Origin of the sequence: Streptomyces sp. NPDC002176, from assembly GCF_044903645.1 — a bacterium.
Taxonomy (GTDB): domain Bacteria; phylum Actinomycetota; class Actinomycetes; order Streptomycetales; family Streptomycetaceae; genus Streptomyces.
In genome coordinates this window covers 185133-200853 of the sequence record NZ_JBJDQW010000001.1, presented here as the reverse complement: position 1 = coordinate 200853, position 15721 = coordinate 185133, and the positions used below count along the sequence as shown (strand labels likewise).

Sequence of the window (15721 nt, the reverse complement as noted above, 5' to 3'; positions counted from 1 at the left end):
CGGGCCGGGCACAGACGGGCCGCGAGCCCCTTCCGCGATGTGAAGCGCGGTGTGAAGACCGTATGCGAATTCACACAATGCCGGACTTCCCTTCGGGATTCTTCGGCAATTGACCGAGTGTAATGCGCGAGGGCGCTGAGCCCTCCCCGATTTGCTAGAGTTAGTAATCTATGACCCGCGGCAATACTTCTCAGCTCATCGCTGGACTGGCCCGTGTTCTCTCGCCACGTGGCTCATTCGCCATGGCCAAGGTCAGCGGAGCGCTCCCTTTCGCGCTGCGGGCCGCGCTCACCATGGCACTGCCCACCCTGCCGCTGGTGCTGCTCGGCCACCCGAACCTCGCCGTCTTCCCCGCCCTCGGCGCCTTCACCATCACCTTCGAGCGCAGCCTGCCGCTGCGCCGCCGCAGTCGGCTCCGGGTGCTCGCGCTGGTCGCCCTGGCGATGACGGCCGCCGTCGGACTCGGCTCGCTGCTCGCCGTCTGGGTGGGCCCCTCCGGCCCCTGGAACCAGGGCCTCGCCGCCGTGGTGGGCATGGCCGCGGTCGCCGGACTCGCCAAGTTCGGCTGTGACTACGCCGGGCTGCGCGGCCTGGGCGCCGTACTGATCCTGGTCGCCTTCGCCATCACCGCCGAGGGCACGCCCGCCCTCACCGACGTACTGCCGCACACCGCGCTCACCGCGCTCGGCGCGGCCATCGCCTGGCTGGTGTGCCTGCCCAACTCCCTCCAGCCGCAGCGGCTCCAGCGGCTCGCGCTGGCGGACGCGCTGGAGTGCTTCGCCCGCGCCCTGGAGGCCGCCGGGCCGATCGAGACCTCCAAGGCCCGCCACCAGGCCATCGTGGCCGCCCTGCGCGCCTACCACGCCCTGAACGACCCCGACGACAGCGACGGCCTCCTCGGCCTCACCCGGCGCCCCTCCGGCCGCCCCGCCGCCACCGGCTACTCCGCCGACTACGTCTGGGCCCTGCTGACCACCGACGCCTGGCGCGACGCCGAGGGCGAGGTCGTCGCCCGGCACCTGCGCGAGCAGGCGCGGATGCTCTCCGACCGCCGCTGGCACACCCTGCTGCCGCTGCCCGAGGAACTGCTGGAGTCCCACACCGGCGACAGCGCGCCCGGCCGCCCCGCCACCGCCCCGCCCGATACCCGGCCGCCGACGCCCCTCCCCCCGGCCGCACCCGGCGACGGCCGACCGGCGAGACCGCGCGGACGGCGCCGCCGCCGGGCGACCGCCCTGCTGCCGACCGCCGTACGCACCTTCGTCGGCACCGCCGCCGCGGGCGGAATCGCCCTCTTCCTCGGCGTCGGCCACAGCTACTGGGCCGCGATCTCCGCCGCCGCCGTGCTGCACTCGATCAACGTGTGGAGCACCATGCAGCGGGCCGTGCAGCGCACCCTCGGCACCGCCATCGGCCTGCTGCTGACCAGCGCCGTCCTCGTCCTGCACCCCGGCCCGGTGGCGATCATCTGCCTGATCATCGTCTTCGAGTTCTTCCTGGAGTACGTCGTCGCCCGCAACTACGGCCTCGGCGTCATCTTCCTCACCCCGCTCGCCCTGCTGCTCAGCGAACTCTCCTCGCCCGTCTCCGCCTCACGGCTGCTGCACGACCGCGTCATCGGCAGCGGCATCGGCATCAGCGTCGGCCTGATCTGCGCCCTCCTCCTGGTGCACGGCCGCGCCGCCGTCCGGATGCGGGAGGCGCTGCACCTGTGCACGGTCGTCTCCGACCAGGCCGACCACGCCCTGCACAGCACCGCCGCCCGGCGCCGGATGGCCCAGGTGCAGCTGGCCGCGGCCGCCGTCGAGCTGTACGAGGCCAAGGAGGCCGCCAGCGGCGAACTGAAGCCGACCGGCGTCGACCCCGCCGCCATCGCCGCCGCCGAGCACCGCGCCTACGACCTGCTGGGCCGACTCAGCCGCGCCGTCCTGGCCGACGACCGCGCCAGACGCGGCCGGGGCCGCAGACGCCCCGGAGCGGCTCGACCATCGTGAGCCGCAAAGGCTCAGCTTTACTTCCATAAACCTGTCTGCGCCGCACCGGCCCAATATGGCGTGCGGCGAATTCGCGCGATTCGGCGCGGCCCGGGACGACGGGCCGCGCCGTCGCTGCGAATCCGCACGACCAGCCGCCCGGAGCGTCTATGTTCGTCTCGCGTGCAAGCTGATCAGAAAGCAGGTTTCCATGACCGAGACACAGCCCGTCGTCGCTCCTCCGGCCCGGGCGGCGGTATTCCTCGTGGTCACCATCGACAAAGGCGGCGAGGACACCGTACGAGGCTTGCTGGAGGATGTGCAGTCGCTGCGCCGCTCCACTGGATACCGCGATCCCGACGCCCAGTTGAGCTGCGTCGTCGGCATAGGCTCCGCGGCCTGGGACCGCCTCTTCACCGGGCCGCGCCCCGCCGGACTGCACCCCTTCGTCGAGCTGGACGGCGAGCGCCACAAGGCCCCCGGCACCCCCGGCGACCTCCTCTTCCATGTCCGCGGCCGCCGCATGGACATCGTGTTCGAGCTGGCCCGGCAGTTCGCGCAGCGGCTCAAGGGCGCCGCCACGGTCGTGGACGAGGTGCACGGCTTCAAGTTCTTCGACGACCGCGACCTGCTCGGCTTCGTGGACGGCAGCGCCAACCCCGAGGGGGAGCGCGCCACCGACTCCGTGTACGTCGGCGACGAGGACCCGGACTTCGAGGGCGGCAGCTACGTCATCGTGCAGAAGTACCTGCACGACATGGACGCCTGGCACGCCCTGACGACGGAGGAGCAGGAGCGCGCCATCGGCCGGTCCAAGCTCGCCAACATCGAGTTCCCGGACGACGTGAAGGCCCCGGACTCCCACGTCATGCTCAACACGATCGAGGGCAAGGACGGCCGTGAGCTGAAGATCGTCCGCGAGAACATGCCGTTCGGCACCATCGGCGACGACGAGTACGGCACCTACTTCATCGGCTACGCCCGTACCCCCGACGTCACCGAGCAGATGCTCCGGAACATGTTCCTCGGCCGTCACCCCGGCCAGCACGACCAGATCCTGAACTACTCGACCGCGGTCACCGGCTGCCTCTTCCACGTCCCCACCATCGCCTTCCTCGACGAGCTCCCGGCGGCCCCCGAGAAGGCGGCCGAGCGGGACATAGCCCTCGACGCCTCATAGCTCCAGCACGCCTGAACGGACGGCACCGGCCCTCTCTCAGGGCCGGTGCCGTCCGTTCGTTCCGGCGTACCCCACCCCCTGCCAGCGGACGCTGATCGGAAACAGGAAGCACTCATGTCGCCTCTCTCGCACGGCACTTCCCAGCAGCCCGACGAACCCGCCCTCGCCGTCAACCCGTTCTTCGGGCAGGCGAACCCGGTCAGCGGAATGACCGAGGACCCGCCCAAGCACCGCCTGGCGGAACGGCCGTTGGCCCCCGACACCGCCTACCAGGTGGTCCACGACGAGCTGATGCTCGACGGCAACGCCCGGCTCAACCTCGCCACCTTCGTCACCACCTGGATGGAACCCCAGGCCGGGCGGCTGATGGGGGAGTCGCGGGACAAGAACATCATCGACAAGGACGAGTACCCGCGCACCGCGGCCCTGGAACAGCGCTGCGTGGCGATGCTCGCCGACCTGTGGAACGCCCCCGATCCTTCGCAGGTCGTGGGCTGTTCGACCACCGGGTCCAGCGAGGCGTGCATGCTCGGCGGGCTCGCCATGAAGCGCCGCTGGACCCAGCGCAACGCCGACCGCTATCCCGGCAGCGCCCGCCCCAACCTGGTCCTCGGCATCAACGCCCAGGTCTGCTGGGAGAAGTTCTGCAACTACTGGGAGGTGGAGGCACGCCAACTCCCCATGAAGGGCGACCGGTTCCATCTCGACCCGCACGAGGCGGTCGAGCTGTGCGACGAGAACACCATCGGTGTCGTCGGCATTCTCGGCTCCACCTTCGACGGCTCCTACGAACCCATCGCCCAGCTGTGCGCCGCCCTCGACGACTACCAGGAACGCACCGGCATCGACATCCCGGTCCATGTCGACGGTGCGTCCGGCGCGATGATCGCCCCGTTCCTCGACCCCGACCTGCAGTGGGACTTCCGGCTCCCACGCGTGGCCTCGATCAACACCTCTGGCCACAAGTACGGGCTGGTCTACCCCGGCGTCGGCTGGGCGCTGTGGCGGGACAAGGCGGCGCTGCCCGAGGACCTGATCTTCCGGGTCAACTACCTCGGCGGCGACATGCCGACCTTCGCCCTCAACTTCTCCCGCCCCGGCTCCCAGGTCATCGCGCAGTACTACACCTTCCTGCGTCTGGGCCGCGAAGGCTTCCGCGCGGTCCAGCAGGCCACCCGCGACGTCGCCATGTCGCTGGCCCGGAAGGTCGAGGACATGGGCGACTTCAAGCTGCTCACCCGTGGCGATCAGTTGCCGGTGTTCGCCTTCACCACCGCCGACCACGTCACGTCGTACGACGTCTTCGACATCTCCCGCCGGATGCGGGAGACCGGCTGGCTGGTGCCCGCGTACACCTTCCCGCCCGACCGCCAGGACCTCGCCGTGATGCGGGTGGTGTGCCGCAACGGCTTCACCCGGGACCTCGCCGACCTGTTCGCGCGCGACCTCGCCCGGCTGCTGCCCGAACTGCGCGACCAGCCGCACCCGATGGTCCGGGACCGGGGGGCCGAGACCGGCTTCCACCACTCGGAGAACCGCGCGGAACGGTAGCCCCGCCAAAAGGGTTCCCTGTACAGGCACTTGACCCTCGCCCCACGCCGCACGCGCGCCGTGGGGCGACGCCGTTCCTGGTCACGGCCACGCCCAAGTGTCCTAGGCTGGGCCGCACTCGCGTCATGTGCACGCAGCGAGTCGGCCTGGAACACAGGGAGTTGTGATGAGCCAAGACACGTCGGGACGACCCACCGAAGACGCCGAGAAGCGGGCCCCGGAGTTCCAGCCCTACCACCACCCGGCGGCAGGCTGGGGAGCGGCCAAGAGCGTCACGCGCTTCCTGATACGCGAGCGCGAACTCCTCGAAGGCCCCAAGGCCATCCAGAAGATGAACCACGAGGGCAAGGGCTTCGACTGCCCCGGCTGCGCCTGGCCGGACGACCTCAAGGGTCTCAGGCTCGACATCTGCGAGAACGGCATCAAGCACGTCACGTGGGAGATGACCCACAAGCGCGTCGGCCCCGCCTTCTTCGCCGCCCACACCGTCAGCGAACTCGCCACCTGGAGCGACGCCGCGCTGGAGGACCAGGGCCGCCTCACCCACCCCATGCGCTACGACGCGGACACCGACACCTACGTCCCGATCTCCTGGCAGGACGCCTTCGAACTGGTCGGCAGCACCCTGCGCGGGCTCGACAGCCCCGACCAGGCGTCGTACTACACCTCCGGCCGGCTCGGCAACGAGGCCACCTTCCTCTACCAGCTGATGGCGCGCGAGCTGGGCACCAACAACCTGCCCGACTGCTCCAACATGTGCCACGAGGCCAGCGGCCGCGCCATGCAGGCCGCCCTCGGCACCGGCAAGGGCACCGTCGACCTGGAGGACTGGGAGAAGACCGACGCCCTGTTCATCATCGGCGTCAACGCGGCCTCCAACGCCCCCCGCATGCTCACCTCACTCGCCGAGGCGTACAAGCGCGGCGCGAAGATCGTGCACATCAACCCGCTGGTCGAGGCCGCCGCGACCCGCACGATCATCCCGCACGACTTCGTGGACATGGCGCTCAACCGCGCCACCCCCACCAGCTCGCTCAACCTCCAGCCGCGCATCGGCGGCGACATGGCCCTGCTGCGCGGCATGGCGAAGGCCATCTTCGCCGAGTCGGAGACCAACCCCAAGGCGCTGGACAGTGAGTTCATCGACCGGCACACCTCGGGCTTCGCCGAGTACCGGGCCGTCGTCGAGGCCACGCCGTGGGAGGAGCTGGAGCTGCAGTCCGGGCTCGGCCGGGCCGAGATCGAGGCGGCCGCCCGCATCTACTGCGACGCCGACCGTTCCATCTTCAGCTGGTGCCTGGGCGTCACCCAGCACGAACACGGCGTCGACACCGTCCGCGAGATCATCAACGTCCTGCTGCTGCGCGGCAATCTGGGCCGCGAGGGCGCCGGTCCGTCCCCGGTGCGCGGGCACAGCAACGTCCAGGGCAACCGCACCTGCGGCATCGACCACCGGCCGTCCAAGGAGTTCCTGGACCGGCTGGCCGACGTCTGCAAGATCGACCCGCCCCGCGAGCACGGCCTGGACACCGTCAACACCATCGAGGCCATGCACACCGGCGACGTCAAGGTGTTTATCGGCATGGGCGGCAACTTCGCCCTCGCCGCGCCGGACAGCGTCTACACCTTCGACGCGCTGCGCAAGTGCGAGCTGACCGTGCAGGTCAGCACCAAGCTCAACCGCAGCCACCTGGTGCACGGCAAGCAGGCGCTCATCCTGCCGTGCCTCGGCCGCACCGAGAAGGACGAGCAGCTCACCGGTGAGCAGGGCACCTCGGTCGAGGACTCGATGTCCATGGTCCACCTCTCGGTCGGCATGAAGCGCCCCGCCTCGAAGCACCTGCTCTCCGAACCGGCGATCATCGCCGGGATGGCGCGGGCCGCGCTGCCCGACAGCGCCACCCCCTGGGAGTGGTACGTCGAGGACTACGACCGCGTCCGCGACACCATGGCCAAGGCGCTGGAGGGCTTCGAGGACTTCAACCGCCGGGTCCGGCTGCCGCTGGGCTTCCGCATCAAGCAGCCCGCCCGCGAACTCGTCTTCCGCACCCCCTCCGAGCGCGCCGAGTTCTCCAGCCCCGGCCTGACCGACGTCGTCCCCGAGACCGGCATGCTCAAGCTCGGCACGATGCGCTCCCACGACCAGTGGAACACCACGATCTACTCGGACGACGACCGCTACCGGGGGGTCAAGAACCTGCGCACGCTGATCTTCATGAACAAGGAGGACATGGCCAAGCGCGGGCTGAAGCTCTTCGACGAGGTCGACATCACCAGCATCGCCAAGGACGGCAGCAAGCGCAGCGTGTACGGCTACAAGGTCATCCCGTATGACATCCCGCAGGGGTGCGCGGCCGGGTACATGCCGGAGCTGAACGTGCTCTGCGCGATCGGCGACTACAGCACGCAGAGTGACCAGCCGCTGATGAAGAACATCAACGTCGTGGTGACGCCCACCGCTTAACGGGCATACGAAAGCGGCCGCCTCTTTCCGTGAGAGGCGGCCGCTTTCGTATATACGGAGTGCTCAGAAACCGATCTCGATCGTGCGCCGGGTGGCCGCCTGGGATTTGGGCAGCCGGACCGTCAGGACGCCGTCGGAGAGATCGGCCTGCACCGCCTCGACATTGACGTCACCGGGTACCCGTACCCCGTAGGAGAAACTCCCCGACCTGCGGCGCAGTGCCTTGCCGTCGGTGTTCTCGTCGAGCGCGCCGTGAATGTGCAGTTCACGGCCGTCGACCTCGATGTTCACGCTCTCCCGCGGAATGCCGGGCAATTCGGCGCGGACCAGATAGGCGTCGCCCGCGTCCTCCTCCTCGACCAGCGGCATCCAGTGCCGGGTCGGCTCGGTGGGCTGCGCGGACTGCTCCACCAGGCGGCTGACCTCGCCCCACAACTGCTGGAGCTCCACCACGGGATCGTGTCCGGCCCACCAGGCCGACCTCGCAACGCCCGCACGTTCGCTCATGCCCGGACTCCTCTGCTTCTCGCGTGCATATAAGGAGTGTGCACAACCCGCTCGACACCGGCAGCAAGGCCCTGGCAAATGGGTGAGGGAAACCCGGAAAACCCTTGGGGGAGCTAACTTCCTCGGGTTGCGAGGCCCTGGACATCGCGGTTCAGTGAAAACCTGATCCGTCGCGCCCCAGGAGCTGCCATGTCGATGTCGTTCGGTTCACCGTTCGGTTCCTCCGACCCTTTCAGCGACCTGCTGAACCGGTTCTTCGGCATGTCACCGGCGTCATCGCCCCCCGCGGTACAGCGAGTTCCCATCGGACGGCTGCTGACGGAGTCCTCGCAGGAACTGCTCAACCTGGCCGCGCAGAAGGCCGAGGAGGACGGCACCTCCGACCTGGACACCCAGCAGCTCCTGTGGGCCTGCACCAAGGTCGAGCCCTCGCGCAGGCTGCTCGCCCAGGCCGGGGTCGACCCCGACAAGCTCGCGGACCAGATCGACGCGGTGCTGCCCGCCGAGTCCGGCACCCCGTCCGCCGAGCCGGGCCTCACCCCGGCCGCCAAGCGCACCCTCGCCGACGCCTTCGCACAGTCCCAGGCGGCCGGCAACTCCTACATCGGCCCGGAGCACATCCTCGCCGCGCTGCTGGACGACGCCGACTCCGGCGCCGGACGCCTGCTGACCGCCGAGGGCATGGACGGCAGGAAGCTGGCGTCGCGCACCGAGCAGGCCGCGCGGCAGGACCAGGGCAAGGGCGGCGGCGGACCCACCAGCACCCTGGACGAGTTCGGCCGCGACCTCACCGAGGAGGCCAAGCAGGGCAAGCTGGACCCGGTCGTCGGACGCGCCGACGAGATCGAGCAGACGGTCGAGATCCTCTCCCGCCGCTCCAAGAACAACCCGGTCCTCATCGGCGAGCCCGGCGTCGGCAAGACCGCCATCGTGGAGGGCCTCGCCCAGCGCATCGTCATCGGGGACGTCCCCGAGACCCTGAAGGACAAGCGGGTCGTCGCCCTCGACATGTCCGGCCTGGTCGCCGGTGCCCAGTACCGCGGCCAGTTCGAGGAGCGGCTGAAGAAGGTCATCGAGGACGTCCAGGCGTCCGAGGGCGAGATCATCCTCTTCATCGACGAACTGCACACCGTCGTCGGCGCCGGTGCCACCGGTGAGGGCTCGATGGACGCGGGCAACATCCTCAAGCCCGCCCTCGCCCGCGGTGAGCTGCACGTGGTCGGCGCGACCACCATCGACGAGTACCGCAAGTACGTCGAGAAGGACGCCGCCCTCGAGCGCCGCTTCCAGCCCGTCATGGTGCCGGAGCCGAGCGTCGCGGAGACCGTGCTGATCCTCGAGGGGCTGCGCGACGCCTACGAGGCCCACCACCAGGTCCGCTTCGAGAACTCCGCGCTGGAAGCCTGCGCCGGGCTGTCCGACCGCTACATCACCGACCGCTTCCTCCCGGACAAGGCCATCGACCTGATGGACCAGGCCGGTGCGCGCGTCCGGCTGCGCAGCGCGGCCCGCTCCACCGAGGTCGTCGCCCGCGAGGACAAGATCGCCAAGCTGCAGCGCGAGCTGGACGAGGCGGTCTCGGGCCAGGACTACGAGAAGGCGAACGACATCAAGGGCAAGATCGCCGAGGTCGAGAGCGAGGTCGCCGGGATCGAGGAGCGCCGCGAGGGCGTCATCACCGTCACCCCGAACGACATCGCGGACATCGTCTCCCGCCGTACCGGCATCCCCGTCTCCCAGCTCACCGCCAGCGAGAAGGAGCGGCTGCTGAAGCTGGAGGAGGAGATGCACGCCCGCATCGTCGGGCAGAACGAGGCCGTCACCGCCGTCTCCCAGGCGGTGCGCCGCAACCGCGCCGGAATGGGCGACCCCGATCGTCCGGTGGGCTCGTTCCTCTTCCTCGGCCCCACGGGTGTCGGCAAGACGGAACTCGCCAAGGCCCTCGCCGAGCTGCTGTTCGGCGACGAGGACCGCATGATCCGCTTCGACATGAGCGAGTTCCAGGAGAAGCACACCGTCTCCCGCCTGGTCGGCGCGCCTCCCGGATACGTCGGCTACGAGGAGGCCGGGCAGCTCACCGAGAAGGTCCGCCGCCAGCCGTACAGCGTGATCCTCTTCGACGAGATCGAGAAGGCGCACCCGGATGTCTTCAGCACGCTGCTCCAGATCCTGGACGACGGGCGGCTGACCGACGGCCAGGGCCGCACAGTCGACTTCCGGCACACCGTCATCATCATGACGTCGAACATCGGCGCCCATCTGATCCTGGCGCACCAGGGAGACGTGTCTGAGATCAAGGACGACCTCCTGGAGGAGCTGCGCGGGCGGTTCCTGCCGGAGTTCCTCAACCGGATCGACGACATCATCATCTTCCACAGCCTCACCGAGGACGACCTCTCCCAGATCGTCGACCACCTGCTGGCGCAGACCCGGCGCCGGGTGGAGTCGCAGGGGCTGCACCTGGAGGTCACCGAGGCGGCGAAGAAGCTGCTCATCGCGCACGGCCACCAGCCGGAGTTCGGCGCGCGGCCGCTGCGGCGCACGATCCAGTCCGAGCTGGACAACCGCATCGCCGAGCTGCTGCTCAGCGGCCAGACCGAGCCCGGTGACACCATCGTCGCCGACGTCAAGGACGACTCGCTGCACGTCACCGTGCGGGGCCCGGGCGACAAGAAGTCCGAGAAGTCCGAGAAGGGCGACGAGCACGCCGGGAAGAAGGCGGCCGCCAAGAAGACCGCGTCCGGCGGCAAGAAGAAGGCCGACGCCAAGGACGCCGACGCGAAGGACGCCGGTACCAAGGACGCCGACGCGAAGAAGGACTGACGGCGGCAAGGAGAACCCCATGGCGCACCACCACAAGTCCAACAAGGAAGTCGAGGGCGACCCGGACTACGGTCACGGCCGCGGCCTGCCACGCCGTCCGGACGAGCCGCAGCTGCAGGAACGCACCCAGGAGGACCGGCGCGACGTGGGCCTGCCGGTCCGGGAACAGGAGAGCCCCGAGCGGGTCTACGAGCAGGAGAACGTCGAGATCGACCGCCAGGTGGACCGGGGCGAGGTGGAGACGGGTGACCTGACGCACCGTCAGCGCGAGGACGAGGACCCCTTCCCGCCGTCCCACTACGACGGCTGACCCCGCCGCCGACGAGAGCCTGGGCGGACCGGACATCGCGTCCGATCCGCCCAGGCTCTTCGCGTGTGCCCTCAGCCCTTGTCGCCGGGCGTGCCCAGGGAGACCACGACTGCGGTGGCCTCGCCGTCCGGGGCGTCGTAGCTGACGGAGTCGCCGGGGACGCGGCCCATGAGCGCGCGGCCCAGCGGGCTGTCCGACGTGACGAGCTTCGGGTCGCGGGCGTCGGCGATCTCACCGATGTGCAGGGTGTCCGTGGTGCCGTCCGCGAACCGGACGGTGACCGTCGTGCCCACCCCGACCTTGTCGGTGGGCACCGGGCCCCCGATGTCGGCCTGGCGGAGCCGGTCCTCGACCCGGTCGATGCGCTCGTCCAGCCGGTTCAGCTGGTCGGCCCGCTGGATCTCGTCGGCCTGGTCGGCACGGTCACCGACCTCGTCGGAGTCCTTCAGCGTCGCGGCGACCGTCTTGCGCTCCTCATGCAGATCGGACAGTTCCTGCTCGAGCGCCTTGCGTGCGTCGGCGCTGATCGGCTCGGGATCACCGGTCATTCCTGCTCCAGTGCTACAGAGGGATGTGCTGGACAGAAAGCACCCTACTGGCGGGAACCCGGCGCAGGCGGCACCTCCGGTACCCAGGGGCGCTGCCAGGGCGGGCTGCCCGCCACCAGGGCGTCTGCCTGGGGCGGGCCCCAGGAGCCGGGCGGGTAGGGGTGGACCGGCGGGGGATAGGTGAGCAGGGGCTGGATGATGCGCCAGCACTCCTCCACCGCCCGCTGCGGCGCGAAGTACTTGTCGTCGCCGGTCAGCGCCGCGTACAGCAGCCGCTCGTACGGGGCCAGCGGCTTGCCGAGTTCGCGGGCGAAGATGGTGTCCAGCGGGACCAGCCGCCAGGTCGACGCCTCGTCCAGCGCCGAGAGTTGGAGCCGCATCCCGGCCTCGGGGTCGATGCGCAGCACGATCTGGTTCCCGGCGACCTGGCCGGGGTCGGGCAGGAAGCCGAGCCGGGGCGGTTCGCGCAGGATCAGCCGCACCTCGGTCACCCGCACCGGAAGCCGCTTGCCCGCGCGGATGAACACCGGCACCCCGGCCCACCGCCAGTTGTTGATCTCCAGCCGCAGCGCCGCGTACGTCTCCGTGGTCGAATCCGGTGCCACGCCCGGCAGTTGCTGGTAGCCGAGGTACTGGCCGCGCACGTACTCGTGGACGTCGGCGGCGGGCATGGCGCGCAGCACCTCGATCCGCTTGTCCCACAGATCGGTCGCGCTCGGCCCGACCGGCGGGTCCATCGCCACCAGGGCCAGCACCAGCAGCAGATGATTCTGGATCACGTCGCGCAGCGCGCCCACATGGTCGTAGAAGGCGCCTCGGTCCTCGACGCCGAACTCCTCGGCCATCGTGATCTGGATGGAGACCACGCTGTCCCGGTGCCACAGTTCGGCGAGCGCGGAGTTGGCGAACCGCAGGTACTCCAGCTCGATGACGGGTTCCTTGCCCAGGAAGTGGTCGACCCGGAGGATCTGGTTCTCGTCCAGCACCGCCGTCAGCCTGCGGTCCAGCGCGCGGGCCGAGGCTAGGTCGTGCCCGAACGGCTTCTCCAGCGCCACCCGCGCCTGCCCCAGCAGCCGGGCGGCCGCCAGCTGGTCCACGATCGGCGCGAACAGCGAGGGCGGGGTCTCCAGATAGAACAGCGGGCGACGGCGCCGCCCCAGCTCCTGGGCCAGCCGCCCATAGGTCTCGGGCGCGCTGAGGTCGCCGGACACATACGTCAGCCGTGCGGTCAGCCGCTCGAGCGCCGCCGTGTCGACCGACCCCTCCGACTCCTCCACCGACTCACGCACCAGCCCGGCGAGTTCCTCGTCGCTCATCTCCCGGCGGCCGACCCCGATCACCGGGCAGTCGAGCAGCCCTCGGCCCTCCAGCTTGTACAGCGCGGGGAACGTCATCTTGCGCGCGAGATCCCCGGTCACCCCGAAGATCACCAGAGCGTCGGCTTCCCAGGTTCCGGCCATCGGCGGATGCTCCTCACCCCGGCGGCGGGCGCGCGCGACGGCGCCCCCTTTCTCGGTCTCTCGTATCGTCCGTGTCCCGGACCCGGCGCGCGACTCGGGGCGTGCGCCCCGGCGGCCGTGCTCGAGGGGCATACCGGCATGTATGGTGTCCGGACCGCGGGGCAGGAGATCATCCGTCCCCGCACAGAACGTGCCCGACCACGCCAGAAGGAGGCTCGCATGTCCTCGAAGCGACGCCGCAAGAAGAAGGCCCGCCGCAAGAACGGCGCCAACCACGGCAGTCGGCCCCAGTCCTGAGACGACGGCCGCACCGGGCCCGGTCCCCTCACCCCGAGGCGACCGGGCCCGGCCCTTTTCCCCGCCCGGCGCCGAATCCCCCGTACGGACCGGCAGCGCTGGCCGCCGTGCGGTGCAGCGCCGAGGCTGGGAGCGCGGCACCCCGCGATCTCCGCCACGGAAGAGGGTTACTGTCCGGCCATGAGCGAACAGGGTGAACCCGGAATGGAACGAGGGACGAACGCGGGCAAGGGCCCCTACCTGGACGCCCGGGTGGGCTCGGCGGGCGGGCCCGGCGCGGGCGGATCGACCTTCACCGTGCTCGTGGCGGCCGCCGCCAACTTCGGCGTCGCCCTCGCCAAGGCCGTCGCCGGTGTCCTCAGCGGCTCCAGCGCCATGCTCGCCGAGGCCGGGCACTCCGTCGCCGACACCATGACCGAGGCCCTGCTCTTCGTCGCCCTCAAGCGCAGCAAGAAACCCGCCGACGACGACCACCCCCTCGGCTACGGCCCCGAGCGGTACATCTGGGCGCTGCTCGCCTCCGTCGCCACCTTCGTCGGCGGTGGCGTCTTCGCCGTGTACGACGGCATCCACGCCCTCACCCACGACGAGAAGCCCGGCGACCCGCTGATCTCCTACATCGTGCTCGCCGTCGCCTTCGTCCTGGAGGGGCTGTCGCTGCGCACCGGCTGGCGGCAGGCCACCGGACGGGCCGAGCACTTCCGGGTGCCGATCCTGCGCTACCTCCAGCACACCCCCGACACCGCCGTGAAGGCCGTCGTCATGGAGGACTCCGCCGCGCTCGTCGGCCTGGTGCTCGCCGCCCTCGGCCTGCTCGGCGGACAGCTCACCGGCTCCGGCGTGTGGGACGGCATCGCCTCCATCCTCATCGGTGTGCTGCTGGTCGTCGTGGCCTACATCCTCGGCCGCGCCAACACCGAACTCCTCGTCGGCCGCGCCCTGCCCAAGCCCATGCGGGAAGCCGTACTGCGCGAACTGCGCTCCGTGGACGCCGTCCAGGACGTGATGGAGCTGACCACACTGGTGCAGGGGCCGGGGGAGATCCTGATCGCCGCCAAGGTCGATTTCCGCGACGTCTCCACCTCCGCCCAGATCGAATGGGCCTGCGAGGAGGCGGAGACCCGGCTGCGCACCCTCATCCCGGCGGTCAAGCGGGTGTACCTGGACCCGACCCCGCCGCGTCTGCCGGAGTAGCGGGCCGTCAGGCCGGTTGGGGCACCATCCGGTGCAGGCCCCGGCGGTCGTAGTAGCGGGTCGCCGCGAAGCCGAACGCCAGGGCCACCACGAAGCCGATCGCGATCATCACCCAGCCGCGCTGCAGCCCGGCGTCGGCGCGGGCGTCGAAGTAGAGGATCGCCCGCACCCCGGCCGCCAGTTGACGCATGGGCTCGAAGGCGCCGAGGAACCGGTAGAAGCCCGGCACCGCCTCCAGCGGCACCGTGGCGCCCGAGGACGGCAGCGCGAACGCGATGAAGACGAACATCGACACGAGCTGCCCCAGGCTGCCGAAGGCCGCGTTGATCGCCTGCACCCCGAGCCCCACCGTCAGCACCGCGCAGTACGAGAACACCCACAGCAGCCCCGGGTGCGGGGCGTCCATGCCCAGCAGGACGATCGTCGCCAGCATGATCAGCGAGGTGGTGAGCAGCGCGAGTCCCGCCGTCATCACCATCTTCAGCACCAGGGTCTGGGTCCGGCTGATGTCCACCGTGGGGCGGCGCGAGTGCCAGGGGCCGATCTCGGTGTCCGCGTAGCCGAGCCCGCTGTCGACGCCGTTGTGGATGATGTTGCCGCCGATGAAGCCGGCCAGCACCAGCAGCAGCGCGTAGTAGAAGGCGCTCAACCCCAGCCCGCTGTGCGCGCCGATGGGATGGCCCACCTCGGTGCGCACCTCCACCGGGTCGGCGATCAGCAGCCGGGTCGTCGCGTCGGCCTGCTTCACCTGCGGGGACGCCGACAGCTGCTCGCCGACCGAGACCGACACCCGGTGCGCCGCGGTCTGCGTGATCCGGCCCGCCAGCGAGGAGGCCAGGCTGCCCACGCCCGGGTTGGTCAGCGCGGTCAGCGTCGGCCGGGACCTGGCGTCCGCGGTGGCCAGCGCGCCGACCGTCGCCGTGAAGTCCGCCGGGATCACCAGGGCGCCGTACACCTTGCCGGACGCCAGCTCGTCCTGGGCCTTCGCCCGTGACATCGGGCGCCAGCGGACCCGGCCGTCGGAGGTGCCGGAGGAGAGGATGGAACGGGCGGCCTGCGTGCCGACGTTGGCCTTCTGGCCCGGCAGCGGCTTGCCCTCGTCCTGGTTCACCAGCGCCACCGGCATCCGGTGCAGGCTGCCCTCCGGGGTGAGGATGCCGCCCATGTACAGCAGCGACAGCACCAGCGCGACCAGCGAGCTGAGCACGGCGGGCATCAGCCACAGCTTCCACCGCCCCAGCAACCGCGACGCGCTCACCCTCGGTCCGGACGCGTGCGGGGGCATCCCGGAAGCCATACCACTCCAAGAGGTGCAGTCGGCGGCAACCGCCGAACGGGCGGCGGCGAGGGGCCCGTACCGTATGTTCGGCCGCCGGACCGCACCGCCTGCGGACGCAAGCCGACGATAGATCGC

General features: G+C 70.3%; 12 protein-coding genes. 8 read left to right on the top strand and 4 right to left on the bottom strand.

The window, feature by feature from the left end:
- Nucleotides 1-242: 242 nt before the first annotated feature.
- From ACI2LY_RS00840 to ACI2LY_RS00825, 4 genes are all read left to right on the top strand, one after another.
- The gene (locus ACI2LY_RS00840; protein WP_404705197.1) at nucleotides 243-1994 is read left to right on the top strand and encodes an FUSC family protein; all 1752 of its coding nucleotides are present in this window, start codon (nucleotides 243-245) and stop codon (nucleotides 1992-1994) included.
- Nucleotides 1995-2184: 190 nt separating this feature from the next.
- Nucleotides 2185-3153: a Dyp-type peroxidase gene (locus ACI2LY_RS00835; RefSeq protein WP_404705196.1), complete on the top strand. Its 969-nt coding sequence runs from the start codon at nucleotides 2185-2187 to the stop codon at nucleotides 3151-3153.
- Between the two features lie 114 nt (nucleotides 3154-3267).
- Nucleotides 3268-4704, top strand: coding sequence for a glutamate decarboxylase (locus ACI2LY_RS00830; RefSeq protein ID WP_404705195.1), 1437 nt, complete (start codon nucleotides 3268-3270; stop codon nucleotides 4702-4704).
- 166 nt (nucleotides 4705-4870) lie between these two features.
- Entirely contained in the window at nucleotides 4871-7168 is a 2298-nt protein-coding gene (locus ACI2LY_RS00825; protein ID WP_404705194.1) for an FdhF/YdeP family oxidoreductase, read from the top strand.
- Nucleotides 7169-7231: 63 nt separating this feature from the next.
- Here ACI2LY_RS00825 and ACI2LY_RS00820 read toward each other — a convergent pair whose 3' ends face one another.
- On the bottom strand, nucleotides 7232-7675 hold the full coding sequence (locus ACI2LY_RS00820) for an Hsp20/alpha crystallin family protein (protein ID WP_389000069.1): 444 nt from the start codon (nucleotides 7673-7675) through the stop codon (nucleotides 7232-7234).
- Between the two features lie 189 nt (nucleotides 7676-7864).
- On the opposite strand from ACI2LY_RS00820, the gene ACI2LY_RS00815 reads away from it, so the two are divergent.
- Nucleotides 7865-10498, top strand: a complete 2634-nt coding sequence (locus tag ACI2LY_RS00815) for an ATP-dependent Clp protease ATP-binding subunit (protein ID WP_404705193.1) — start codon at nucleotides 7865-7867, stop codon at nucleotides 10496-10498.
- Nucleotides 10499-10517: 19 nt separating this feature from the next.
- Nucleotides 10518-10808 carry a hypothetical protein gene (locus tag ACI2LY_RS00810; RefSeq protein ID WP_404705192.1) on the top strand — a complete coding sequence of 97 codons (291 nt, stop codon included), beginning with the start codon at nucleotides 10518-10520 and terminating at the stop codon, nucleotides 10806-10808.
- A 71-nt stretch (nucleotides 10809-10879) separates the two neighbouring features.
- Here ACI2LY_RS00810 and ACI2LY_RS00805 read toward each other — a convergent pair whose 3' ends face one another.
- Both ACI2LY_RS00805 and ACI2LY_RS00800 read right to left on the bottom strand, forming a co-directional pair.
- A complete protein-coding gene (locus ACI2LY_RS00805; RefSeq protein WP_389000060.1) occupies nucleotides 10880-11356 on the bottom strand; it encodes a GreA/GreB family elongation factor in 477 nt (158 codons plus the stop codon).
- A 44-nt stretch (nucleotides 11357-11400) separates the two neighbouring features.
- On the bottom strand, nucleotides 11401-12816 hold the full coding sequence (locus tag ACI2LY_RS00800) for a glucose-6-phosphate dehydrogenase (protein ID WP_404705191.1): 1416 nt from the start codon (nucleotides 12814-12816) through the stop codon (nucleotides 11401-11403).
- 219 nt (nucleotides 12817-13035) lie between these two features.
- Between ACI2LY_RS00800 and ACI2LY_RS00795 the strand changes: the two genes are divergently transcribed.
- Nucleotides 13036-13113: a 50S ribosomal protein bL37 gene (locus ACI2LY_RS00795; RefSeq protein WP_370443954.1), complete on the top strand. Its 78-nt coding sequence runs from the start codon at nucleotides 13036-13038 to the stop codon at nucleotides 13111-13113.
- A 180-nt stretch (nucleotides 13114-13293) separates the two neighbouring features.
- Entirely contained in the window at nucleotides 13294-14307 is a 1014-nt protein-coding gene (locus ACI2LY_RS00790) for a cation diffusion facilitator family transporter (RefSeq protein WP_404705190.1), read from the top strand.
- A gap of 7 nt (nucleotides 14308-14314) precedes the next feature.
- Here the strand turns inward: ACI2LY_RS00790 and ACI2LY_RS00785 are convergent, their stop codons facing one another.
- Complete coding sequence (locus ACI2LY_RS00785; RefSeq protein ID WP_404705189.1) at nucleotides 14315-15604, bottom strand: YhgE/Pip domain-containing protein; 1290 nt, start codon at nucleotides 15602-15604, stop codon at nucleotides 14315-14317.
- Between the last annotated feature and the right edge of the window lie 117 nt (nucleotides 15605-15721).